Source organism: Bradyrhizobium sp. CCBAU 53421 (genome assembly GCF_015291625.1).
Taxonomy (GTDB): Bacteria; Pseudomonadota; Alphaproteobacteria; order Rhizobiales; family Xanthobacteraceae; genus Bradyrhizobium.
The window spans coordinates 5,989,579-6,008,177 of record NZ_CP030047.1; the positions used below are offsets into that span (position 1 = coordinate 5,989,579).

An 18,599-nucleotide genomic window follows, 5' to 3' on the forward strand; every position below is an offset into this window, starting at 1 on the left:
GGGCCAGTGAAGCCATGCCGCCGGTGACGTTGCGCGCCGCGGATCAGGGTCGCTCTGACGATACGGGCGCTAACGATCCGGTCGTTATCACCAAATTTCGGTAATTGACGGCAGCGGTCTCCGGCGCCGACGACCGATAGATCCCGAATTCCCAATTGGTGCCGACCCCAAAGCCCAGCGGCCCGCTGTAATCCACGACCGGCGCCCCATCGATCCAGATTTTCAAGGAGCCGGTCGTGTCGTTGGAAAATTTGGCCTGCACTTTCACGTCGTGATACTTGCCGGTCAGGATCGGGTTGGGGTCGGTCCAGAGTGTCTTGGTGACGACGAAGCCTGCGCCGTTGCTCGGGTTCTTGCCCGGCGGGCAGTAGCGCACAAGCACCTGCAGGTGATCGCCCTGCATGTTCAGCGCGACCGGAGGCGAGGTTCCCACGCCCGAGGCGTCGTCGTCGTTGTGCCACTGTCCGACGATGAACCAGCCGGTTGCGCTGTTTACGAACGCCCCGTTGCTGCCGTTCGCCTCCACCATGAGCTGGTAGCTGAGCGTGATGGGCGTGCCGGCGGGATAGGTCACCGTGGAATTGATCTCGGAACGATCCACGGACGAGCTGTCGTACCAGGCATGGTCGCCCTTGCGGACCTCGAAGCGCAGGGTTTGGGGGCCGGGATTGGTCAGACTGTAGTCCTGGTCTGCGACGTGAACGCCGTAGCTGACGTCGCCAATCTGAAAGCGGGTTCGCGGCTTGCCGGAGAACGAGTTGATCGACGAAACAGCCGTTCTGCTGGTTGTCGTATTCCCGTCGCTGCCGGCAGCATTGTAGGCCTCGGCGGATGGGCCCTCGGCCAACAGCGTTCGCTGACCACCTGCATTGGCAACGCTCGATGTCGATCCATTGGAGGTTTCCGCCACGCTCCCTGCCAGAGCGAAGATGAGGGGTAAAACTACTCTCATTGCCATCCCGGTTCGGTCCCCGCGACCGTCGCGAAATGCGCGGTCCTATGCAAAGGGTAACTCATTCAAATCTCGATGCAATTTATCGAGGGGCTCGATCGAGGGAAAATAAGGACTACCGCCAGGCATCAGCTCCTGGATGCATCGTCGATGGCATCGCGATGCGGCGCCTTGCGGCCGGCGCGCCTGCCTCGCCGGCGATCCAACGCCGCCAGAGCGTCGATGGCGGTCGTGCCGACAGGACCCTTCTCGCTTGTTGACGCCGGATGCGAAATCAACCGCCGGATCCGGTCACGCACCTCACCGCGCGCGCCCTGCGTCGCTCATCCCTGCTCAATGGACAACGAGCAAGCGGCTCAGTTCACAACAGCAGCGCCCGGGTGCCCCGGCCTGGCGACGAGGGGCGTCAAAGCCGCCATCAACTCGTGAGTCTTCACCATCGGAGAGTGATTTGCTTTGACATAGATCTGGCATCGCCGACTGAGCGCGTTGTATTCATCCGCGTCCATGTTCCAAATCTCACTCACAGATCTCGCAAGCGCCAACTCGTCCTCGACCGAAGCGCCGAGAACATGACGCTCGACAATCGCGTCCGGATCGACATGCCGGCGGGTCGCGATGGGTGCGCCGACGGCCAGCGCTTCCAGGAATGCGTTTGAGAAGCCCTCGAAATCCGACGTACAGAGAAGCATGGTCGCTTCCGATAGAAATTTCTGAACGTCCGCCCGCCGCACATAGCCGACCAATTCCACGTTTGGCAGCTGACGCAAGCCATTCAAGGCGTCCAGCGTCGATTGATCGGTATTGGGCGACGTCATCCCCGCCACGCGAAACTTGACGTCCGGCAATGCCTGGGCAATCCGAAACAGCAAGGGCAGATTCTTCGGATAGCGGAAGACACCGAGCCAGGCAACGTAACCGCGCTTTGCACGCGGCAGGGGAGCGGCCGCGTCCTCTGCTATTCCAAACGGATTGTGCAGGACGTGGATCGGCTTGTCCGGAAAGAGCGCCGCCAACTTTCCGCGCTGATACTCATTCTGACAGAGAAACCCGGCGGTGCGATGCCGGGCCCACGAATAGGATATCCATTCATAGGACGGCATAAGGGCTTTGCACCGCTCATCGACATCTATGTCACTCACAACGCGATAAACGAATGGAATCTCCAGCCGATCAGCGACGAACGCCATGATGGCGGTGTGTATTCCACATACCCCCTGGATCAGGATATCCGGGCGATAGCTGCGGGCGGCGGCCAGTACTTTCGGAATATACGAATAGAAGTACTTCGCGACCCGAATACCACGCGTGGGATCGTAGGTCTCTATGAGTTTGATCTGCTGTGCCGAACCTACGTGCTCCAGCGCCCCCTTCCAGGTGAGAACAGCGGTTTCGTGACCGGCGTTCTCGAGCGCACGAAACCACACTGCGAGCTCGATCGCCCACCCGCCAATCGGGTAGTTCTCATCTTTCATCAGATAAGGGATGGAAAAATCCATCGAGAGAATACGCACCCGACACCTCGTGCTCAATGGGACCGCGTCATGAAGAGAAGCTCCGCTCGGCCTTGCCCGCGAACTCGGGGTGTACAGCTTCCCAGTTCGTGTAGCAAAGGAGCGAGCGCTGCCTTCATCGAGCAGCTCGATCGTCCCGTATCAAACCGACAATACGATACTCTCAATCTCACTTCCCTCCCGCAGCTTGGCTACCGTCTCAAATTTGTTTGCGCCGTTAAGCCGGAAGAGCGTGCCGTGATTGGTGCCATTGGCAAGGGTTCGATTCACGATGAGGAACGCACCGGCACCAACCAGGCGATCCCTCAGGTTGCCGACCGCGCCGCGCAACTGCGCCTCGTCGAAATAGCCATGATTGAGCAGATTTGACACGCGGATCGCGTTGAACCGGCCGCGCAGATGAGCAGGATTGGGCGCCAGAATGTCATCGTCGGCAAAGCTCAGCCGAGCGTGGTCGCGGGCATGCGGATTCACCAGAAGGACATCCCTCCCCCCTTCCCGCATGTTCGTCAGAGGCAGCAGCACGCCGGCAAGTGTGTTCAGCCCGGCGACCACGAATCCGGTACCCTTGAGAAAATCCCGGGGGCCATTCAGGTACCAGCGCACCGGACGGTTGGCAACGATGTGCTGAAGCACCTTGCCATCGCGATCGAGAAGGACCTCATATCCGGGTAACAGGCACACGAGACTCCCGCGCATGCACAGATCCGTCGCCAGAATCTTCGCCTCGATGCCAGCGCGCGTCAGGGCATCCGCCCATTCGGCTGAGGAAATCCCTGATGACACGCCGACGTCCATGATCTGGCTCGGCATGCTGTCAAGTTTCTTCCACTCATCGATGACCAGCATGTTGAGATCATCGAGGCGATGATGATCGGTGGTCTTGTAGGTGCCGTTCCGCAGTCGGATTGAAGCAAAGAACGCCGCTTCCTGTGTTTGCGTAAACGCATCACCTTCCGTCAAAAAATTCCTTGCATTCAACGCCACGCCGCCCCCAAAGCCTCCGGAGAAGCGCATCAAGACCGTCATACACTGCACCCTCTGCTCGGCTCGTTTCTCTCGGGATCCCTCGCACTCTATCGATTGAAGGCACACTGCTCCTGATGCGCCTCGTTTCCCTCGTGATCATAAGCTTTTGGACCGATACGCGGCTCGACCCTTTCGGATTACCCATTCTCGATCGCAGCAAAAGCGGGCTGGCCGGCTTGGAATGTGCGCCGACCGGGAGAGCCCTGCAGCCGTCTGGAAGGGGTTTGTCTCGCTCAAGATTGCAGACGCGTGCGGTGGCGGATTGCACCGGCAGAGGCCGCGGCTTCCACGGTTGATGGCTTCCCTACCGGAAGTGCCGCCTTCTTGCTAGAAATGCTCGCATGGTCCGATCCACTGGCCGCCTGCGGAGTTCCCTGTCGATGATTCTCAACGTCGGCCGTATCGCGTTGCTCGTCATACTGGGAAGCATCATAACGCTCCAGGCTCCGCTTGCGCAGGACGACGCGCGCGCAGGCAGCTACGGCGACTTCGAACAGCGCCTGCAACGTATCGTGAATGGACTGCGGGCTGACACCGCGGCCGCTCCTCCGATGAAACTTGCTGATCGGATGAACGAACTGCGCGTTCCTGGCGTCAGCATCGCGGTGGTTCATGGCGGCATAGTCGAAGCCCGGGGGTTCGGGTACGCTAGCATCGGTGGTCCGCCTGTAACGCCTGAAACATTATTCCAGGCAGCGTCGATCAGCAAACCGGTTACTGCTGTAGCGGCGCTCGCCTTGGTCCAGGCCGCAAAGCTCGATCTCGATGGCGACGTAAATCTATCCCTTAAGAGCTGGAAGCTCCCTGCAAACTCGTTCACCGATCAATCGAAGGTGACACTTCGAAGACTGCTGAATCATTCGGCTGGTATAACCGTTCCATATTTTCCGGGATATCCTGCAGGCGCACCCATTCCGTCACTCGGCGACGTTCTCAATGGCGCCTCGCTTTTATGTCGCGGCCTAACCCGGTTACAGCGGTCAGCGCACGATAGGTCTGCGCTATGCGGTTCAGCAAATACCGCGCCTGTCATTGTCGATCACGAGCCCGGCACACGGTTCGAGTATTCCAGCGGCGCCTATACGGTTGTGCAGCAGCTTCTCATCGACGTGACCGGCACACCGTTTCCAACATTGCTTGAAGACCTTGTCCTCAAGCCGTTCGGGATGACCCACAGCAGTTTCCTGCAGCCGCTGCCGAAAAATGACACTCCAATGGCTGCAACACCCTACCGAGCGACCGGGGAACCGGTACCGGGCGGTCCGCATATCTATCCCGAGTTGGCAGCCGCAGGATTATGGACGACACCGACTGACGTCGCACATTTTGCGCTAGGCGTGGTGCGCGCCTGGACCGGGCGAGACGCTTCCGTGCTGTCCCAGGCTACGGCTATCCAAATGCTCACGCCCGGCCTTGGCAACTACGGGCTTGGTCCGATTGTACTGGGCGTCGCCCCGCATCGACGAATTCTACATGCCGGCGTCAACGATGGCTTCGTCAGCTTGATGACGATGTTTGAAAATGGAGATGGCGCCGTCATCATGACGAACGGAGATCAAGGCGGGGAACTAGCCAACGAAATCATGCGCGGTATCGCAGTCGAATTCGATTGGCCGGATGGCCAGCCGAAGGCCACACTGACGAGTGGCCCCCCTGCCGTGGCTCGTCACTGAATTTCGTTGGCCGTCGCGCCCTCGCGCTGATACCCAGGCAAACCCACACAATGCGGATCACCTTCCATCACGCCCCGAGCACTCCCCATTCTCTTCGGACCTCGGCCAGTGTTCGATAGTACCCGCTCACAAACAACATCGCCACATAACAGACCAGAACCGCAACCGGACCACCCAGCGCAGCAACTGGAACCGGCGCTTGCAGCAGATCAAACGAAAGCCGCACCAGGATTGCCGCCAACACCGACGCGACCAGAATTAGTCCAAGGTTCTTCCAATCCTGCAACCTTGCGATCGGAATGCTCATGACCTTTGAAAGCCTTCTCAGAAACAAGACATACACAACGAAGGTTGTGAGTACCGACCCGATCGCCGCCCCTGGCAAGCCGTAGTACCAGACGCCAGCCAGGCTCGTTAGCACGGCAAACGGAAGGATCGCAGCTTCATAGCGCATGTTGGCCGAACCCTGTCCAAACACATTGAGCAGAGTGGTAATCTCCGTCGAGATCAATGTCTGAATCAGATAAATGCGCAACACCGGAGCGCCGCTCACGTACTCCTTCGTAAACAGAAACTGAATGACTTCTTCCGCAAAGACGAACAGTGCCGCGATGGCAGGGAACATGACCGCACTAATGATCACATTGCCCTGGTTGTTCAGCCGCAACAGCTCGTCGTGGCGACCCAATGAGTGGAAATGACTCATCCTCGGCAAGAGCAAATTGCCCAGCCCGCCTCTCAAGACCTCGAACGGCATGAGGAGCATGGTTGCAATCGAAAAAATGCCGAACATTCCCGACGAGAACATCGTCGCGACAATCCAAAGCTCCGCCTGCTTCCGTACACTCCACAGCAAGCCGGCCACACCGAACGGAAGGGCGTAGCGAAGCTGTGCGCGGAACTGCTCTTTCTCAATCGGGAACAGTCGAATGCCGCAATTGCGCGCAATGAAGACGGCAAGGAGTACCAAGCGCACGCCGGCCGCAATCAGAGCTGCGATGAGCACCTCTTCAAATCGATGAAAAACGACCGCTGCGGAAATTATGAGCGCAGCTCTCAGCACGGATGAAGCCAAGATAGCTTGCGCTTGCCACCGGATTTGCCCGACGGCGTTAGGTACAACGTCCAGCAATAAGCCCAAATTCCAGACGAACAGGAAGATCGCCAGCAACAATCCGTGGTCGCGCAGCAGATCTTTCATACCAGCTGGAAGGACATGACGAAAGGCAACGATGAGAAGCAGCGCAAACGTCGTTGTGGCGAGCAGGAACAGCACCGTCTGACCGACGTAAATCCGCCGTCCCTCCGCATCCAGCCGGACAAAGAAGAAAAGCAGGCTCCGGGGCATGTTGAAGGAAAACAATAGGGCCACCGTCGTTACGAGCAGCCAGAACAGCCGGTATTCACCAAACGCCGTGGGACCGATCGTTCGCACCAGAACGACCGGCGTCAGTAACATGATGACCTGCTCGGTGTATTGTGCAGCCGAGAGTAGAATTCCTTGACGCAATATGGATGCCATGGATCAACGTCCTCGCGACGGCGTCGACGACCAAAAGCGCGAATCGCAGTCTGCGCCCCCTCCAGGATGACGATCAGAACTCACTGGGTGACTGCCAGAAGCACAGGACAGCACGATGATCGCCCGAAGCGCACAACGATTTGACGGAAATCGGATCACTCTCGCCTCACCTTTCTCGAGCCACTCCTCGTCAATCTCGCATGACCAACTCGATGCATCATCCTATCGGACCACGGTCGTTGAACCGAAGGGCAATCACGACCACACCTCACGCGGTACTCACACCGAAGCCAACAGTGCATCCATGTCACAAGCGACCTTTTTCCAGGTGTAGTGCTCCAGGACGACTTTTCGAGCACTCTGGATCATGGAACACCGAAGGCCGTCGTCTTCGATGAGCAACTTGATCGCTGCCGCGATCTTCTCGGGCTCGTCGGCCCGCAGGTAATCGATACCCTCTCGCGCCATGCCAAGCGCTTCGATGCCTACTCCCGTTGAAACCACGGCCAGCCCCATGGCAAACGCTTCAAGTACCTTGTTCTTCAATCCACTGCCAATTCGCATCGGATTTATCATAATCGGATACTCGGCGAGCACCGAGCAGATATCCTCGACGAATCCGGTGAGGCGAATGCCGTCGTCTCGCTTTGCTTCGTCCAGAAGCCAGCTTTCCGCATCCTTGCCCACCACGCACCACTCAATTCCGGACGGAGCCAAGTACGGTCGATAAACATACTGGTAAAAGAACCGAACCGCATCGCTGTTCGGGTTGAAGGCAAGGTTACCCCAGAATGCCACTCCCCTCCGCTTTGCGACATGCGCATTTGCGTCGAATGTGTCCGCCAGGTCGGGTGAAACTCCGTTCGGTATCGTGCTAACGTTCGCAGTTCTACCAGACAGCCTGCAAACAGTATCAGAATCGGCATCATTGACGGTCGTCACGTGGTTGAACCAGACGGGCAAACACGCCTCCGCCCTTGCGCGGCGCGCCAGCATCAGGCGCGTGTCGAGACGCGATCTCAGGTGCGCGGGCCACGGCGGAAGGAACTGCATTTGTCTGGTCAGCGTTAAAACTTCACTGTCGATGAGATCAAAGAGTATTTTTTTATCGCTCGAAAACGGTCGGACGAATTCTGCAAGCACGAGGCAGAAGACGATCATGCGATCGATACTGTTCTCCTCGCAGAAGCCGGCTATCGCTTTGGTAACGGTTAAAAAGTGATCCGGATAAGAGAGCGAGAAGTAGTCTGAATCATTTCGACGGAAATGCCTCTTCAGTGAGGGCCTGTGAGTCGGAAATTTCGGCGTTTCCACAATCTTTTTGAAGACATCGGACAAACCAACCAAGTTGGTGCCCGGCTCGTCTGTCGAACCGAGATTTACCGTCAAAAGGTACAGTTCATGCCGCTTCGCCAATTCGCGGCACAGGTGCCACACGCGGAGGTCATGCCCGTTGGTCAGGCTTGCGAGCGGCTTGTGTGTTACAACCAGGATACGCGTCACGACAATTCGTTTATTTTCGGCTGCGGTAGAGCGCGGCATCAGGCACAGCATGATGCGACTAAATCCTTGGCCTCGGTCCCTTCATCTATCCAGTGGAGCCGAGCTTCCCAAGTCGATTTGAACTCATTTGGCTCTCCGGCGCAACGGGAGTTGGCGTTCCCATTGGAGCGCTGCGTGTCGCTGCGTCGCTCTTCGTGAGTAGTACTTTGGCTCCGAAGAGCTACGACTAGTGCCTGGCGTCTCCTCCCGCCCGCGCTGTGTCGCGCGACGGGATTCGTGACACCGGTGCGCCCTCTATTGGGGCAGCGGACATTCATCCGGAATAATGAAGAAGTTTCCTGTGAAGTTCTTGAGGCCGGATCCGGCGGGCTTGAGCACGCCATGCTCATAGCCGTACATGCGGTAGCGCTCGCGTTCGAACATTGCACGAATCTCGTTGCGGTTCTCCGGCTTCCATATCTCGCAGAAGATGAGCGGCCGGCAGCGGCGTATCAATTCCATACCTCCTTTGAGCACCTCGGCCTCGAACTCCTCGACATCGATCTTGATCGCGTGCACGTCAGTGCGCGTCTTCAGCTCCGGAACGTCGTCGAGCGTCTCTATCCTGATTTGGAAGCGGATACCCTCCTTGTATTCGCAGTGCCCGTCGTCGACCTGGCACAGCGCGTGTCGCTTGATGCCGCCTATCACGGGCATGATCATCGGAAGCGCCGCGGCCTGGCGCCCCAGCCCGCACTCGTGAACCGTCACGTTTGCAAGCGTGTGCTGGGCGACCACACGCGTGAGGCTCCGGAAGTTCTCGGGCCCCGGCTCGAACGCATGGACTCGGGAGCCGGGCTTCCTGGCCGCCAGGAAATAGGCCGTCACCCCGATATTAGCACCGATGTCGAGGATCACACCGTCGTTCGGCACCATGTTAAGAAAGTACAGAAAGTCGGCTTCATAGCGGAACGTCCTTATCGTGGCGATACGCGCTTGAGCGACGAAGAAGAGATAGTTGTCAAATCCGAGAACGCCGATGAGCAGGCGCTGCGTCAGACGCTTGAGCGGGCCTATCATTGGAACGGTCCCTGCGGAGCACAGCGGCAAATCGCGCCGGCTGGCTTGCGGCATATTCCGTACCGCTGGATCGTATGTGTCGACTGCACTGGGTATCCGGCCGTCACACAGCGGATCGCAATTGGCGTGAATCTGGAGTGTGCGAAGAAGCGGCTCTGCATGAGTTCATCGGCATTGCCACGCTGGCCCCAGATTTCGATCGGGCTGTTGTGAGCCAATATCTCCTGCCCGAACAGCGTCATGCCGGAATGTACCACAATTGGAACGATGCGAAGCGAAATGTCGCCATTAAGCGGGCTCGATTGCTCCGTTGCAAGAAGGTCACGTTGTTCAGAGACGGAGAACTGGAGTTACCTCCACTGGCTTGCCGCTGCGCTCGCGGCGCCCGTGTCACCCGCATCAGGCGGTGCGCGGCTCATGCTGACGTTTGGCGCACGCGAAGACAGGCGCGCCAGGTTGACCATCATCGCGATGAGAAGGAACAGGTACATGTTCTCGAACGATGGAAATACCTCTCGCTCCGTAAACATACTTATTCCATAGCCGACGATGCACGCAAACAAGGCCCAATACAGGTCGCTATGCAACCGTCGGCCGACACGCCAGGCGGTTGATATCCCGACGCACATAAGAACGAGAAGAATGCCGGTCGCGATCGCTCCACAGTCGAGAAAGAAATCGATGATTGCGTTGTGTGCATGAGTAGCTTGGATAAGCGCTCCCGAGTACCACGCCTCGCTGGTTATGATTCCGGACCGACCCGCGCCGAATAGAAACAGGCCGAGATCACTCGTCCATTCATTGAGCAGCGGGACCCAAATGAAATCTACGCGGCCGGTAAGCAATTCATCAGCCGACACTTCCGAAGTCCCATCGAAACCAATGGAAAGGATGGCGTCCATCGTTGGCGCGATCCAGAGAACGGATGCGATGGCCACCATCGCCGCGCCGGCGCCCAGCACAGCAAATTTCCGCTTGTAGATCAGAAGCAAAACATAGGAGCCCGCAACGGTTAAAAGCGCGCTGCGCGATGAGAGTAGAAGAAGTCCCAAAAGCGACAGAGCGACGGGCACGATCCAGAGTGAGCTACGCGTAAGTGCTTTGTAAAGCAACAAAGGCGCGGTGCAGATGTATATCGTTCCCATCGTGTTGTAGTGGATGCCGAAGTAGGCTTCACACAAACCGTTAACGGCGGCCCGCCCTGAAAGGGCAGCCGATGGATTCATGAGGGCGACGAAGATGAAGCTGGCCGACAGGAGTAGGATCGAAACGCAGATTGCGTTGACGACTGTCTCAATCTCCGAAAATGAGCGACATCGCTTCAGAATGAACAGAAACGGCAGTATGTAGAACGCCGGAACCATGCCGTATGACATGATGTAATCCAGATAGGACTCTGGAAATACATCCGGGAGGCGTTCATGAAGCAGAGGGGCATTTGGGATCGACCTGGCGAAAGCGATGGTGAAGGTTACGAAATACAGCAACAGGATGCGGATGGACGTTCGTTCGATCTTGTCGGTCGCTGATAAGAGCGAAACTCGGAATAACAAATAGACCAGGACTCCCGCTGACAGCAGGTTGAAGGGCTTGCAGCCCTGTATGCCGAGCAGGTTCGTATTGACAAATGGCACTCGTTGAAATGGCAATATGAAAACGACGGCCAGAAAGAGCCATTTTGCCTTTTGACCGAGCGAATACGTATGCGCGTTATGATAGGGAGTTCCGCCGCCATATCTCAACGCAACGGTCATGACCAGTCGGCTCCTTGCCTTCCAGCGCAACCGGCCTCGAGCGCACGGCTTCTCGGTGCGCAGCGGCTCCCAAGCCACCGAAGCTCACTTGGTGCGAGACTGAACAATTCTATCGACATGGCCACAACGCGCCGCACCCTGTCTTCATCGCCGGCCAGAAGCGCGACATCTTCCGAACGCGAATTCCAGCATCCAGCCAGATGGCGCGGGCCACCGTCGCACCAAAAATTGCGCCTGGGATACGGTCTACGCCGCGGTCTCCGCGCCGTGCTCGCCGGGCCAACGCGCCATCCTGCTCGATACTGATCATCCGATGGCGCCTGCCCGCCCGCCGTCCGACACAACGGATCCCAAGGGATCCCAAGCGTTGCCGAATATGGCTGCTCCGCTCTCACCCCGAACCCGTAAGGCGCACTGGCCTGGACTTTGCCGATGTTTCAGATTGATGATCCGGTCGAACTGTGTCGGAGGCAGGCCACTCGGCTCTATCATCGTGTCCGCGCAACAGGTCCCACGCACCGAACTGAATGTGGCCGTCCATCAGATCCTGCAGCACGGCGAAGGCGAGGCCAAGAAGCAGCCCGCCAAGGAGCGCTATTCCAAGTACATTCTTGGGCTTTGGCGAAGCGGCCCTCAGCGGAGGCAACGCTTGAGTAATCAAACTCGCAGCAAACACCGGCGAGGACTGCTGTCGCGTAGCCTCAAGCCTGCGCAGCATGTGACGAAAATTATCATAGGCGCTCTTGGCCGATTCTGCAGCGGCCGCCAACTTATCCATATTAGCAGCGGAATCCGGCGCATCTTTGTTGTTTCTACTGAAGTCCTCGAGTGCCTTCTGCGAAGCTGCCGCCTGAGTGCTCAAGCCATTCAGTCGATCCCGGACCCATGTCTCATCTTGCAACGACCCCCCTTGGTCCATTTGATGCGTAATATACTTCTCTGCGACGGCGTTCAGAATCTGCGCTGCGCGATCGGGGTTCTTGGAACTGAAGGTGAGCTCGATAAGGTAAGTCGGGCCGACACGCTTGGCGGTAAGCCTCTGTCCGAAGGATTCCACGGCGTAGCGCATGGCGCTACCTTGGCTTTCCGGCCTGGTCCAGCCGAGCAGACGCGATACGGACAGCGCGCTACTACCCTGCCCGCCCGCAAACTCCGGATCCTCCGCAAGGCCGAGTTTCTCGATCACGGCACTGGCGATGCTCTCGGACCTGATGATTCCGATCTGACTTTCAACGATCGTTGCGACTGCTGCAACGTCGCTGGGGGTCGCTTTCGAATCTACGATAAGTTGCGCCTTGGAAGTAAACGTGGGTACCGCCATGATGAGGTAGAGCACGGCTACGCAAAGCGCGGCGAAACACACCAAGGATATGGTCAACAGGCGTCGCCGTACGAAGTCAACCACCGCTCGCACGGAAATGACCGACGTAGGACGAAATTCCGGCGGCGGCGGATCGTCCCGGTTCATCCAACTATCCGTTGTATTCTGTGACATTTTCATACCAGCGCTGATGATTGGTGCTCCGTTGCAGTAGCCGGGTCAAAGAGCGCCAAAGGGACCCACTGAAGGAAGCAAGGATGGCGGAAGGGTGGCCGGCTGGGTCACATCAATGGGCATTCATGCACCTCTTGAGACGAAGGTAGCTGGCCGAAACTGGCGAGTGATCGCCGCATCAACCTGTGATGGACGCGAACCCCGAAATGAGCCGAAGTCGCGCCGGCGACGAACTTGGCAGCGGTCATGGACCGGACGCGCCGGACGGTTGGCGGAGGCCAGCAAACTGGTGAAATCGTTCATGGCATTCTGCGGCCCAATCGCTCATTTCCTGCTGAATCAGTACATTCCGGGTCCCAGGTTGGGAAAGGCAATAAATGGGTAATTACGATGGTCCATTGAGCCCCGGCACTACCGGACTAAATTCGAGCGGCGATCCGCTCGTTCGCACATCCCGATGGGTCTGATGCAACTTCGAATTGACGATCAACGAGGCCGATCAATCGAAAATGTGGGCGGTACGTCCCGCCCCCGACAGATGTGGGAACGAACCTCGGTTTTGCCGATCTTCCGTCTCGATCGCTACCCGAGCGTCAGCGATGCTGACGTGTCGGTACGCCGACAGATTGCGCGGGTTTCATCCAGGTGACCACGTCGCAGAGAAAGTTGCCGTCATGCCGAACTTCACATCGCGCAAGCGTTTCAGGCTCAGGATCCTGGGCAACGACCTCGGCGGTTACATCAAATGGGGCCTGGCCGCCCTCTGCCTAACGATTTCAGTCGCACAGGCTAAAGCCGAGTATCTCGTGAATGTCGGAGATGTGCTGGAGGTTGCGGCCGCGGGCGTGCCGGAGCTGCGATCCCGCGCAGCCGTCCAGACGGACGGGAACATATCGTTGCCGCTCGTCGGAGTGCTTCAAGTTGCAGGCCTGAGCTTACCGCAGATCCGAACCAAGGTCGGCGCTGCACTAGCCAACAAGGTGTTTCGACAGAGAAGTCCGGAAGGGCGTGAAAGCGTCATCGTGATCGATGCGGATGAAATCACTACAACCGTGGCGGACTACAGGCCAGTATACATCAACGGCGACGTCTCGAAGCCGGGCCAGTATCCTTACCTTCCGTCGATCACCGCACGTCAACTCATAGCGCTGGCGAGCGGCTATGACATCATGCATGTCAGAATGAACAATCCGTATCTCGATCTGGCCGACATGAGAGCCGAGTACGGATCGCTTTGGACAGAATTCGCCAAAGAGCAGGCCCGCTTGTGGCGCATCAAGACGGAACTCGGAGAGGCAGCCCAGATCGTTCCAAACGGCGCAAAGGAGGCACCGATAGCGCGATCGGCGATTTCAGAAATCTTCAATGCTGAAACAGAGTATTTGAAGACGAAGCAGAGCGACTATCAGCAGGAAAAGGACTTCATCCAGCGCGGTGTTCGGCAGGCAGACGATGAAGTGCGCGTGCTGTCCGAGCAGCAAAAGCGCGAGGAAGAGGGATTTCAGTCGGACCAGGAAGAGCTGCAAAAGGCGCAGGATATGTTCGCCCGAGGTACCCTGACCAGCCCGCGCGTCACGGATGCGCGTCGAGCGGTTTTACTGTCGTCGACCAGGAAGCTGCAGACCTCTGCGCAGCTGCTGCAGGTCAAGAAGCAGCAGGATGACCTCGTCAGAAGGCTGACGAAGCTCGATGATCAACGGCGGCTTGACCTGCTGCGTGAGCTGCAGGACACGAGCTTGAGGCTCAACCAGGTTCGCGAGAGGCTGCAGGCCGTGAGTGAGAAGATTCAGTACACCGCGATGGTTCGATCGCAGCTTGTGCGAGGAGCGGGCAGCAAGCCTGATATTACCATCTTCAGGAAGGGCAAAAACGGGCCGGAGCAGATTGCCGCGAGCGAGGACACTGAGTTGCAACCAGGCGACACGGTCGAGATATCCTTGCGATATCAAGATCTTCCGGACGTACCTTCCCGAAAGCTGAGCGGTTTGGACCCGTCACCGGCGGCGGGCCGAACTGCGGTGACGGAAGCTGAGCCGCCCTCGGTCGGTATCAGATGATGAGGTCGGTCCGATCGATCACGGTTGCGAACTGATGGGCTTGGGATCGCTTGGGTGCGCAAATATTAGCGATGCAGCGCGTCCAGCCGAGCTTTCGCCTCCTTGATTCCTGCTGCATCGGCCTTGGCATACAGGGCTTTTGCTTTGCTCGCATCGCTGCGCGTGCCGTAAGTTCCCCATTTCGCGAGAACCAACGGATCGTAGGTTTCTGCCAGCGCAAAGCTCGCCTGGCCACTGCCCATCTCGACGGCGCGCTCAAGCACAAGCCGCGCTGCACCTACATCGCCCTGCCGAAGCAAGGAACTCGCACGCGCCACCAAACCTGCAGCATCCGCAAACTGCTCGGAAGCGGGCTGAATAACGATGCGAGCAGGTGCCACGGGTGTCGGCTCGGCGATCGGATTGGCAGCCACTCCAATGGAGCCGGATCCAATGGAGCCGGACTTGCCTGGGCCAGGCGAACCGGTCGTCAAGACGTCTGACGCAGCGCCGAGCTCTTTGCGACCCTGGGCCTCATAGGCTTGGATCGCGCTCCGCGACAGGAAGACGTTCTGCGCCTTCACACCAGCGCTTTCGGCACGCAATTGCTTCAACTCGGCAGCATCGGCTTTTGTTGCCTTCGTCTGCAGCAAGACTTCCTCGTTTGCCTTTACGGCCCTCTCCGTCTGCACCTCACTATCGCGGCGTGCCGTCGCCAAATCCCGTTCCAGGCGTGCGGACCGCTCACGCTCCTTTTGGAGCTCCGCCGCGCCGCTCTTCCCCGCCGATGTCAATCGGGACAAATCCTCGGCCGCTTTGGCTGCCAGAGCAGTCTTGGACTCGACCTCGCGCCGCGCCGCCGTCAGGTCCTGCTCAAGCTGCGCGGACCGCTCGCGTTCCTTTTGCAGGTCCGCAGCGGCGCTCTTGCCCGCTGCTTGCAGTCGGGACGTTTGCTCGCCTGCCTGCGTCACCAGCGCGGTCCTACTCTCGACTTCACGTCGCGCTGCCGCCAGATCCTGCTCCAGCCGCGCGGAACGCTCACGCTCCTTTTGCAGGTCTGCGGCGGCGCTCTTGACCACGACTTGCAGCCGCGTACTTTCGTCGCCTGCTTTCGTCACCAGCGCAGTCTTGCTCTCGGCATCACGCCGCGCCGCCACCAGATCCTGCTCCAGCCTGTCAGCCCGCTGACGCGCCGCCTGCAACGAGCTCTGCGACTCTGCCGCGTCGTTCTCCCTCTCCCGTTTCAGTCGGGCTGCCTCATCACTTGCTTTCGCCGCCAGTGCAGCCTGGGCCTCGACATCACTGCGAGCCGCCGCAAGATCCTGCTGGAGCCGGGTCAATTGTCCAAGTTCAACGGGTGAGGCCTTCTGAGCTGAATCCGCGCTGCGTTCAGCCGCCCGCCTAAGCTCCGCGACTTCTTCTCCGGCCTTGAGGACTTGCGCCTCACGAGCGTAGATCGAGCTGCGTGCCTGGGAGAGCTCCTGCGCAAGCGCGTCGGCCTTCGCGCGCGATTGCGTCAGATCAGTTGCCAAGGCCTGCACCGAAAGCTTTTGACGGGAAGCCTCCTCTCCGGCCTTGCCCGCCAGCGCTGTCTGAGTCTCCAGGTCACCCCGCGCCGCCGCAAGATCTGCCTCCAGCCGCGCCGATTGCGCGCGCTCTCTCTGCAAGTCGGCTGCGTCTCTCTCCCCCGACTGCCTGAGGCGGGATGCCTCCTCGGCTGCATCCGTCGCCATTTTTGTCTGCGTCTCGACCTGCCCTCGCGCGACTGCGAGATCTTGCTCGAGACGGGCGAACCGCTCGGAATAGCGAAGCGATCCGGTATCGCTCGCCATGACTTGGCCGAGTTCGAGCAGTTCTCCTCCAGTCGCGTAGGTCTGAGCTTCGTAGGCCCGGATTGCACTCCGCGCCAAAGAAAGGCCGCCGGCCGGCGTTCCGTCCTTTGCGGGCGGTTGCCTGGTCTCGGCCGCGCCGCTCTTCCGCGTCGGCTTCAGCCGTGCAACTTCTTCGCCTGCTTGTACCGCCAGCGCAGTCTGGATCTCGACCTCGCGTCGTGCCGCCACGAGATCTTGTTCCAGCTTTCCTGCATTCTCACGGGCTTGTTCCAGCGCGCCCTGCAGCTCCGCGGCACCCTGCACGGCCTGCTTCACCCGAGCTGCATCTTCGACAGCCTTCGTGGCCAGCGCAGTCTGAACTTCGACGTCACGTCGAGCCGCGGCAAGACTCTGTTCCAACATCTCCGCCCGCTCGCGCTCGTGCTCGATGCGCTGCAACAGGCCAATGTCAAGCCTTGCAGTGGAGAGCTCGCAGGACAGGCTTTCGCCCCAATTGGGCTTCTGGTCCGAGGAGGGCACACTCTGGTTGCCCGCTGCCTGTACTATCAGCATCGACCGCTTGGCACCGCCTTCGTCCCGCGGCGCAACTTTGGAATTGCCGTCCTCCGCCGCAGCAGCCAAGCTGATACTGCGAAGGGCCATTGTTTGCCGCGCATCCGCCGCGAGACGCATCGCATCGGGCGACGCCCATATTGTTTCGGGCACCGACACGGTTGCGAGCATGGCGACGGTCGTCGTCCAGAAGAGCACGGGCTGTGCAGCACTGAGCAGGCGCTGCGGCCGCGCGCTCGCGATGTCGCAGGTAGGGCTTACTTCGCTGCCGAGGATAACCGTGCGATCCATCCGCAATCACCTTTCGTATGGCAACACGACCTGCCGAAGTGCGGCACTCAAGTGCCCTACCTCGAGGCAGAGCCTGCAGTCCACGTCGAGGTCACGCTTTTCGGCTGCTTCGACCTCCTGCGGTCGACCGTCGTTAGTGCGATAGAACAGCAGATATCCGCCGCCGCGACCGGGCATACGGTATCCTCCAACAATCAATCGCCCCGTTCGCCACGACAACGGATTGAAATCGTCATTCCGGTTCCACCGATACAATTGCGCGATGCCATCGTGACGGTGGCAACGGGTGGGTGGCCTCGATACCGCGCAAGCGGAGCGGTGAGTTCAGCTTCTCAGTCGAGCCCAACGTCACGACCGCCCAAGCGTGCAGCTTGTCGCCATCGTCCGTGATACGCGCGATTTCGGCTGCGAGGCGAATGGACGCGACCTCCGCGCAAAATAGCGGAGTGTTGGTGAGCACGAGCGCGGCCAGCACAAGCAACGGATGTAGCCCACCCTCTGCAATCCGCGCATCTACTGCGATCACTTTACCCAACGGGCTCCGCCCTCGCCGATCCGAAATTTCGTCGTAGTTTCGTGCAGTTCGCGTACGCGCGCCATTTCCCTCATGGAGGAGCCGATCTACTCCTTCCGGAGTATGCTCCGTGCACACCGCGACCTGACGCCGCAGCTGCCGGAGCATCACTTCGCACAGCACAGCGCCGCCTGATGGCTGGGACGGAATGCATCTGATACGCCTGTCAGAATCCGCGCGGCCGCACGGATTCTTCGTGCTAGTCTCCTCGCAGTCGTCGGCGTCGCAACTGCTTTCGCTCGATTTGCGCGTGAACATGAACGCGAGAGGACTTGAGGTGCGAGATACGGCGGCTTTCGTCGCGGCGTGCCGCAGCGGACTGGTGGCGGTCGCGGCCGGCCACATCATGACTTTCGGCGTCAAGTCGGAGCGGCCCGCCACCGGCACACATCATCGGTCGCCTAAGACCACGACCGAAATGTTCGCTGTGTTGAGTGCTGCGAGACTGCTGCGAAACTATCCTCGGCTTTCCGCGATCCTTATTGAACGTAGTCGCCTATTTCCGGTCCGGAATGGAGATCAAGATGACCGACGAGCAGTTGATGTGCCTGAAGGCCTACGGGAACAACGTCCAGCGCTATCGGCGATTGCTCAAAGGCACCCTGACCGAACACGAGCGGCAGTTCGTCGAAAGGCGCCTCACTGAAGAGCAGCTGGCGATCCAAAGGCTGATGGCTGATGCCATCGTACTCGACGCGTCAAAAGCGCTGTGACGAGCTTGCTTGCTGCGCCAGGCCATCGCTCGAAGTTCGGTTTGGTTTTGGGTCATGAACAAACCGAGTGTCCCACGCAGCGTTGGTAACGCCGGCACGA

13 protein-coding genes are annotated in these 18,599 nt (G+C 59.1%); 3 read left to right on the top strand and 10 right to left on the bottom strand.

What is annotated here, in order from left to right:
- Positions 1-43 precede the first annotated feature (43 nt).
- The 3 genes from XH92_RS28595 to XH92_RS28605 form a co-directional block, all read right to left on the bottom strand.
- Positions 44-910 carry a heparin lyase I family protein gene (locus XH92_RS28595; RefSeq protein WP_194455096.1) on the bottom strand — a complete coding sequence of 289 codons (867 nt, stop codon included), beginning with the start codon at positions 908-910 and terminating at the stop codon, positions 44-46.
- Positions 911-1,308: 398 nt separating this feature from the next.
- Entirely contained in the window at positions 1,309-2,466 is a 1,158-nt protein-coding gene (locus tag XH92_RS28600) for a glycosyltransferase family 4 protein (protein WP_194455097.1), read from the bottom strand.
- 141 nt (positions 2,467-2,607) lie between these two features.
- Positions 2,608-3,495, bottom strand: coding sequence for a hypothetical protein (locus XH92_RS28605; RefSeq protein ID WP_194455098.1), 888 nt, complete (start codon positions 3,493-3,495; stop codon positions 2,608-2,610).
- A gap of 380 nt (positions 3,496-3,875) precedes the next feature.
- On the opposite strand from XH92_RS28605, the gene XH92_RS28610 reads away from it, so the two are divergent.
- Complete coding sequence (locus XH92_RS28610; protein ID WP_194455099.1) at positions 3,876-5,168, top strand: serine hydrolase; 1,293 nt, start codon at positions 3,876-3,878, stop codon at positions 5,166-5,168.
- 67 nt (positions 5,169-5,235) lie between these two features.
- Here the strand turns inward: XH92_RS28610 and XH92_RS28615 are convergent, their stop codons facing one another.
- From XH92_RS28615 to XH92_RS28635, 5 genes are all read right to left on the bottom strand, one after another.
- Positions 5,236-6,690: a lipopolysaccharide biosynthesis protein gene (locus XH92_RS28615; protein WP_194455100.1), complete on the bottom strand. Its 1,455-nt coding sequence runs from the start codon at positions 6,688-6,690 to the stop codon at positions 5,236-5,238.
- Between the two features lie 279 nt (positions 6,691-6,969).
- Positions 6,970-8,244 carry a glycosyltransferase family 4 protein gene (locus XH92_RS28620; protein ID WP_194455101.1) on the bottom strand — a complete coding sequence of 425 codons (1,275 nt, stop codon included), beginning with the start codon at positions 8,242-8,244 and terminating at the stop codon, positions 6,970-6,972.
- Positions 8,245-8,487: 243 nt separating this feature from the next.
- The gene (locus tag XH92_RS28625) at positions 8,488-9,252 is read right to left on the bottom strand and encodes an FkbM family methyltransferase (RefSeq protein WP_194455102.1); all 765 of its coding nucleotides are present in this window, start codon (positions 9,250-9,252) and stop codon (positions 8,488-8,490) included.
- Between the two features lie 350 nt (positions 9,253-9,602).
- Positions 9,603-11,006 (bottom strand): O-antigen ligase family protein, encoded by a 1,404-nt coding sequence (locus XH92_RS28630; protein WP_194455103.1) that lies wholly within the window; start codon positions 11,004-11,006, stop codon positions 9,603-9,605.
- 391 nt (positions 11,007-11,397) lie between these two features.
- Positions 11,398-12,474, bottom strand: coding sequence for a Wzz/FepE/Etk N-terminal domain-containing protein (locus XH92_RS28635; RefSeq protein WP_194455104.1), 1,077 nt, complete (start codon positions 12,472-12,474; stop codon positions 11,398-11,400).
- Between the two features lie 701 nt (positions 12,475-13,175).
- Between XH92_RS28635 and XH92_RS28640 the strand changes: the two genes are divergently transcribed.
- Entirely contained in the window at positions 13,176-14,558 is a 1,383-nt protein-coding gene (locus XH92_RS28640) for a polysaccharide biosynthesis/export family protein (protein ID WP_194455105.1), read from the top strand.
- A 65-nt stretch (positions 14,559-14,623) separates the two neighbouring features.
- On the opposite strand, the gene XH92_RS28645 is transcribed toward XH92_RS28640, so the two are convergent.
- Both XH92_RS28645 and XH92_RS28650 read right to left on the bottom strand, forming a co-directional pair.
- Positions 14,624-17,212 (bottom strand): hypothetical protein, encoded by a 2,589-nt coding sequence (locus XH92_RS28645; protein WP_194455106.1) that lies wholly within the window; start codon positions 17,210-17,212, stop codon positions 14,624-14,626.
- Between the two features lie 232 nt (positions 17,213-17,444).
- Positions 17,445-17,747, bottom strand: coding sequence for a hypothetical protein (locus tag XH92_RS28650; RefSeq protein WP_194455107.1), 303 nt, complete (start codon positions 17,745-17,747; stop codon positions 17,445-17,447).
- Between the two features lie 563 nt (positions 17,748-18,310).
- Here XH92_RS28650 and XH92_RS28655 point away from each other — a divergent pair.
- Positions 18,311-18,499 carry a hypothetical protein gene (locus XH92_RS28655; protein ID WP_194455108.1) on the top strand — a complete coding sequence of 63 codons (189 nt, stop codon included), beginning with the start codon at positions 18,311-18,313 and terminating at the stop codon, positions 18,497-18,499.
- The last annotated feature ends 100 nt before the right edge of the window (positions 18,500-18,599 follow it).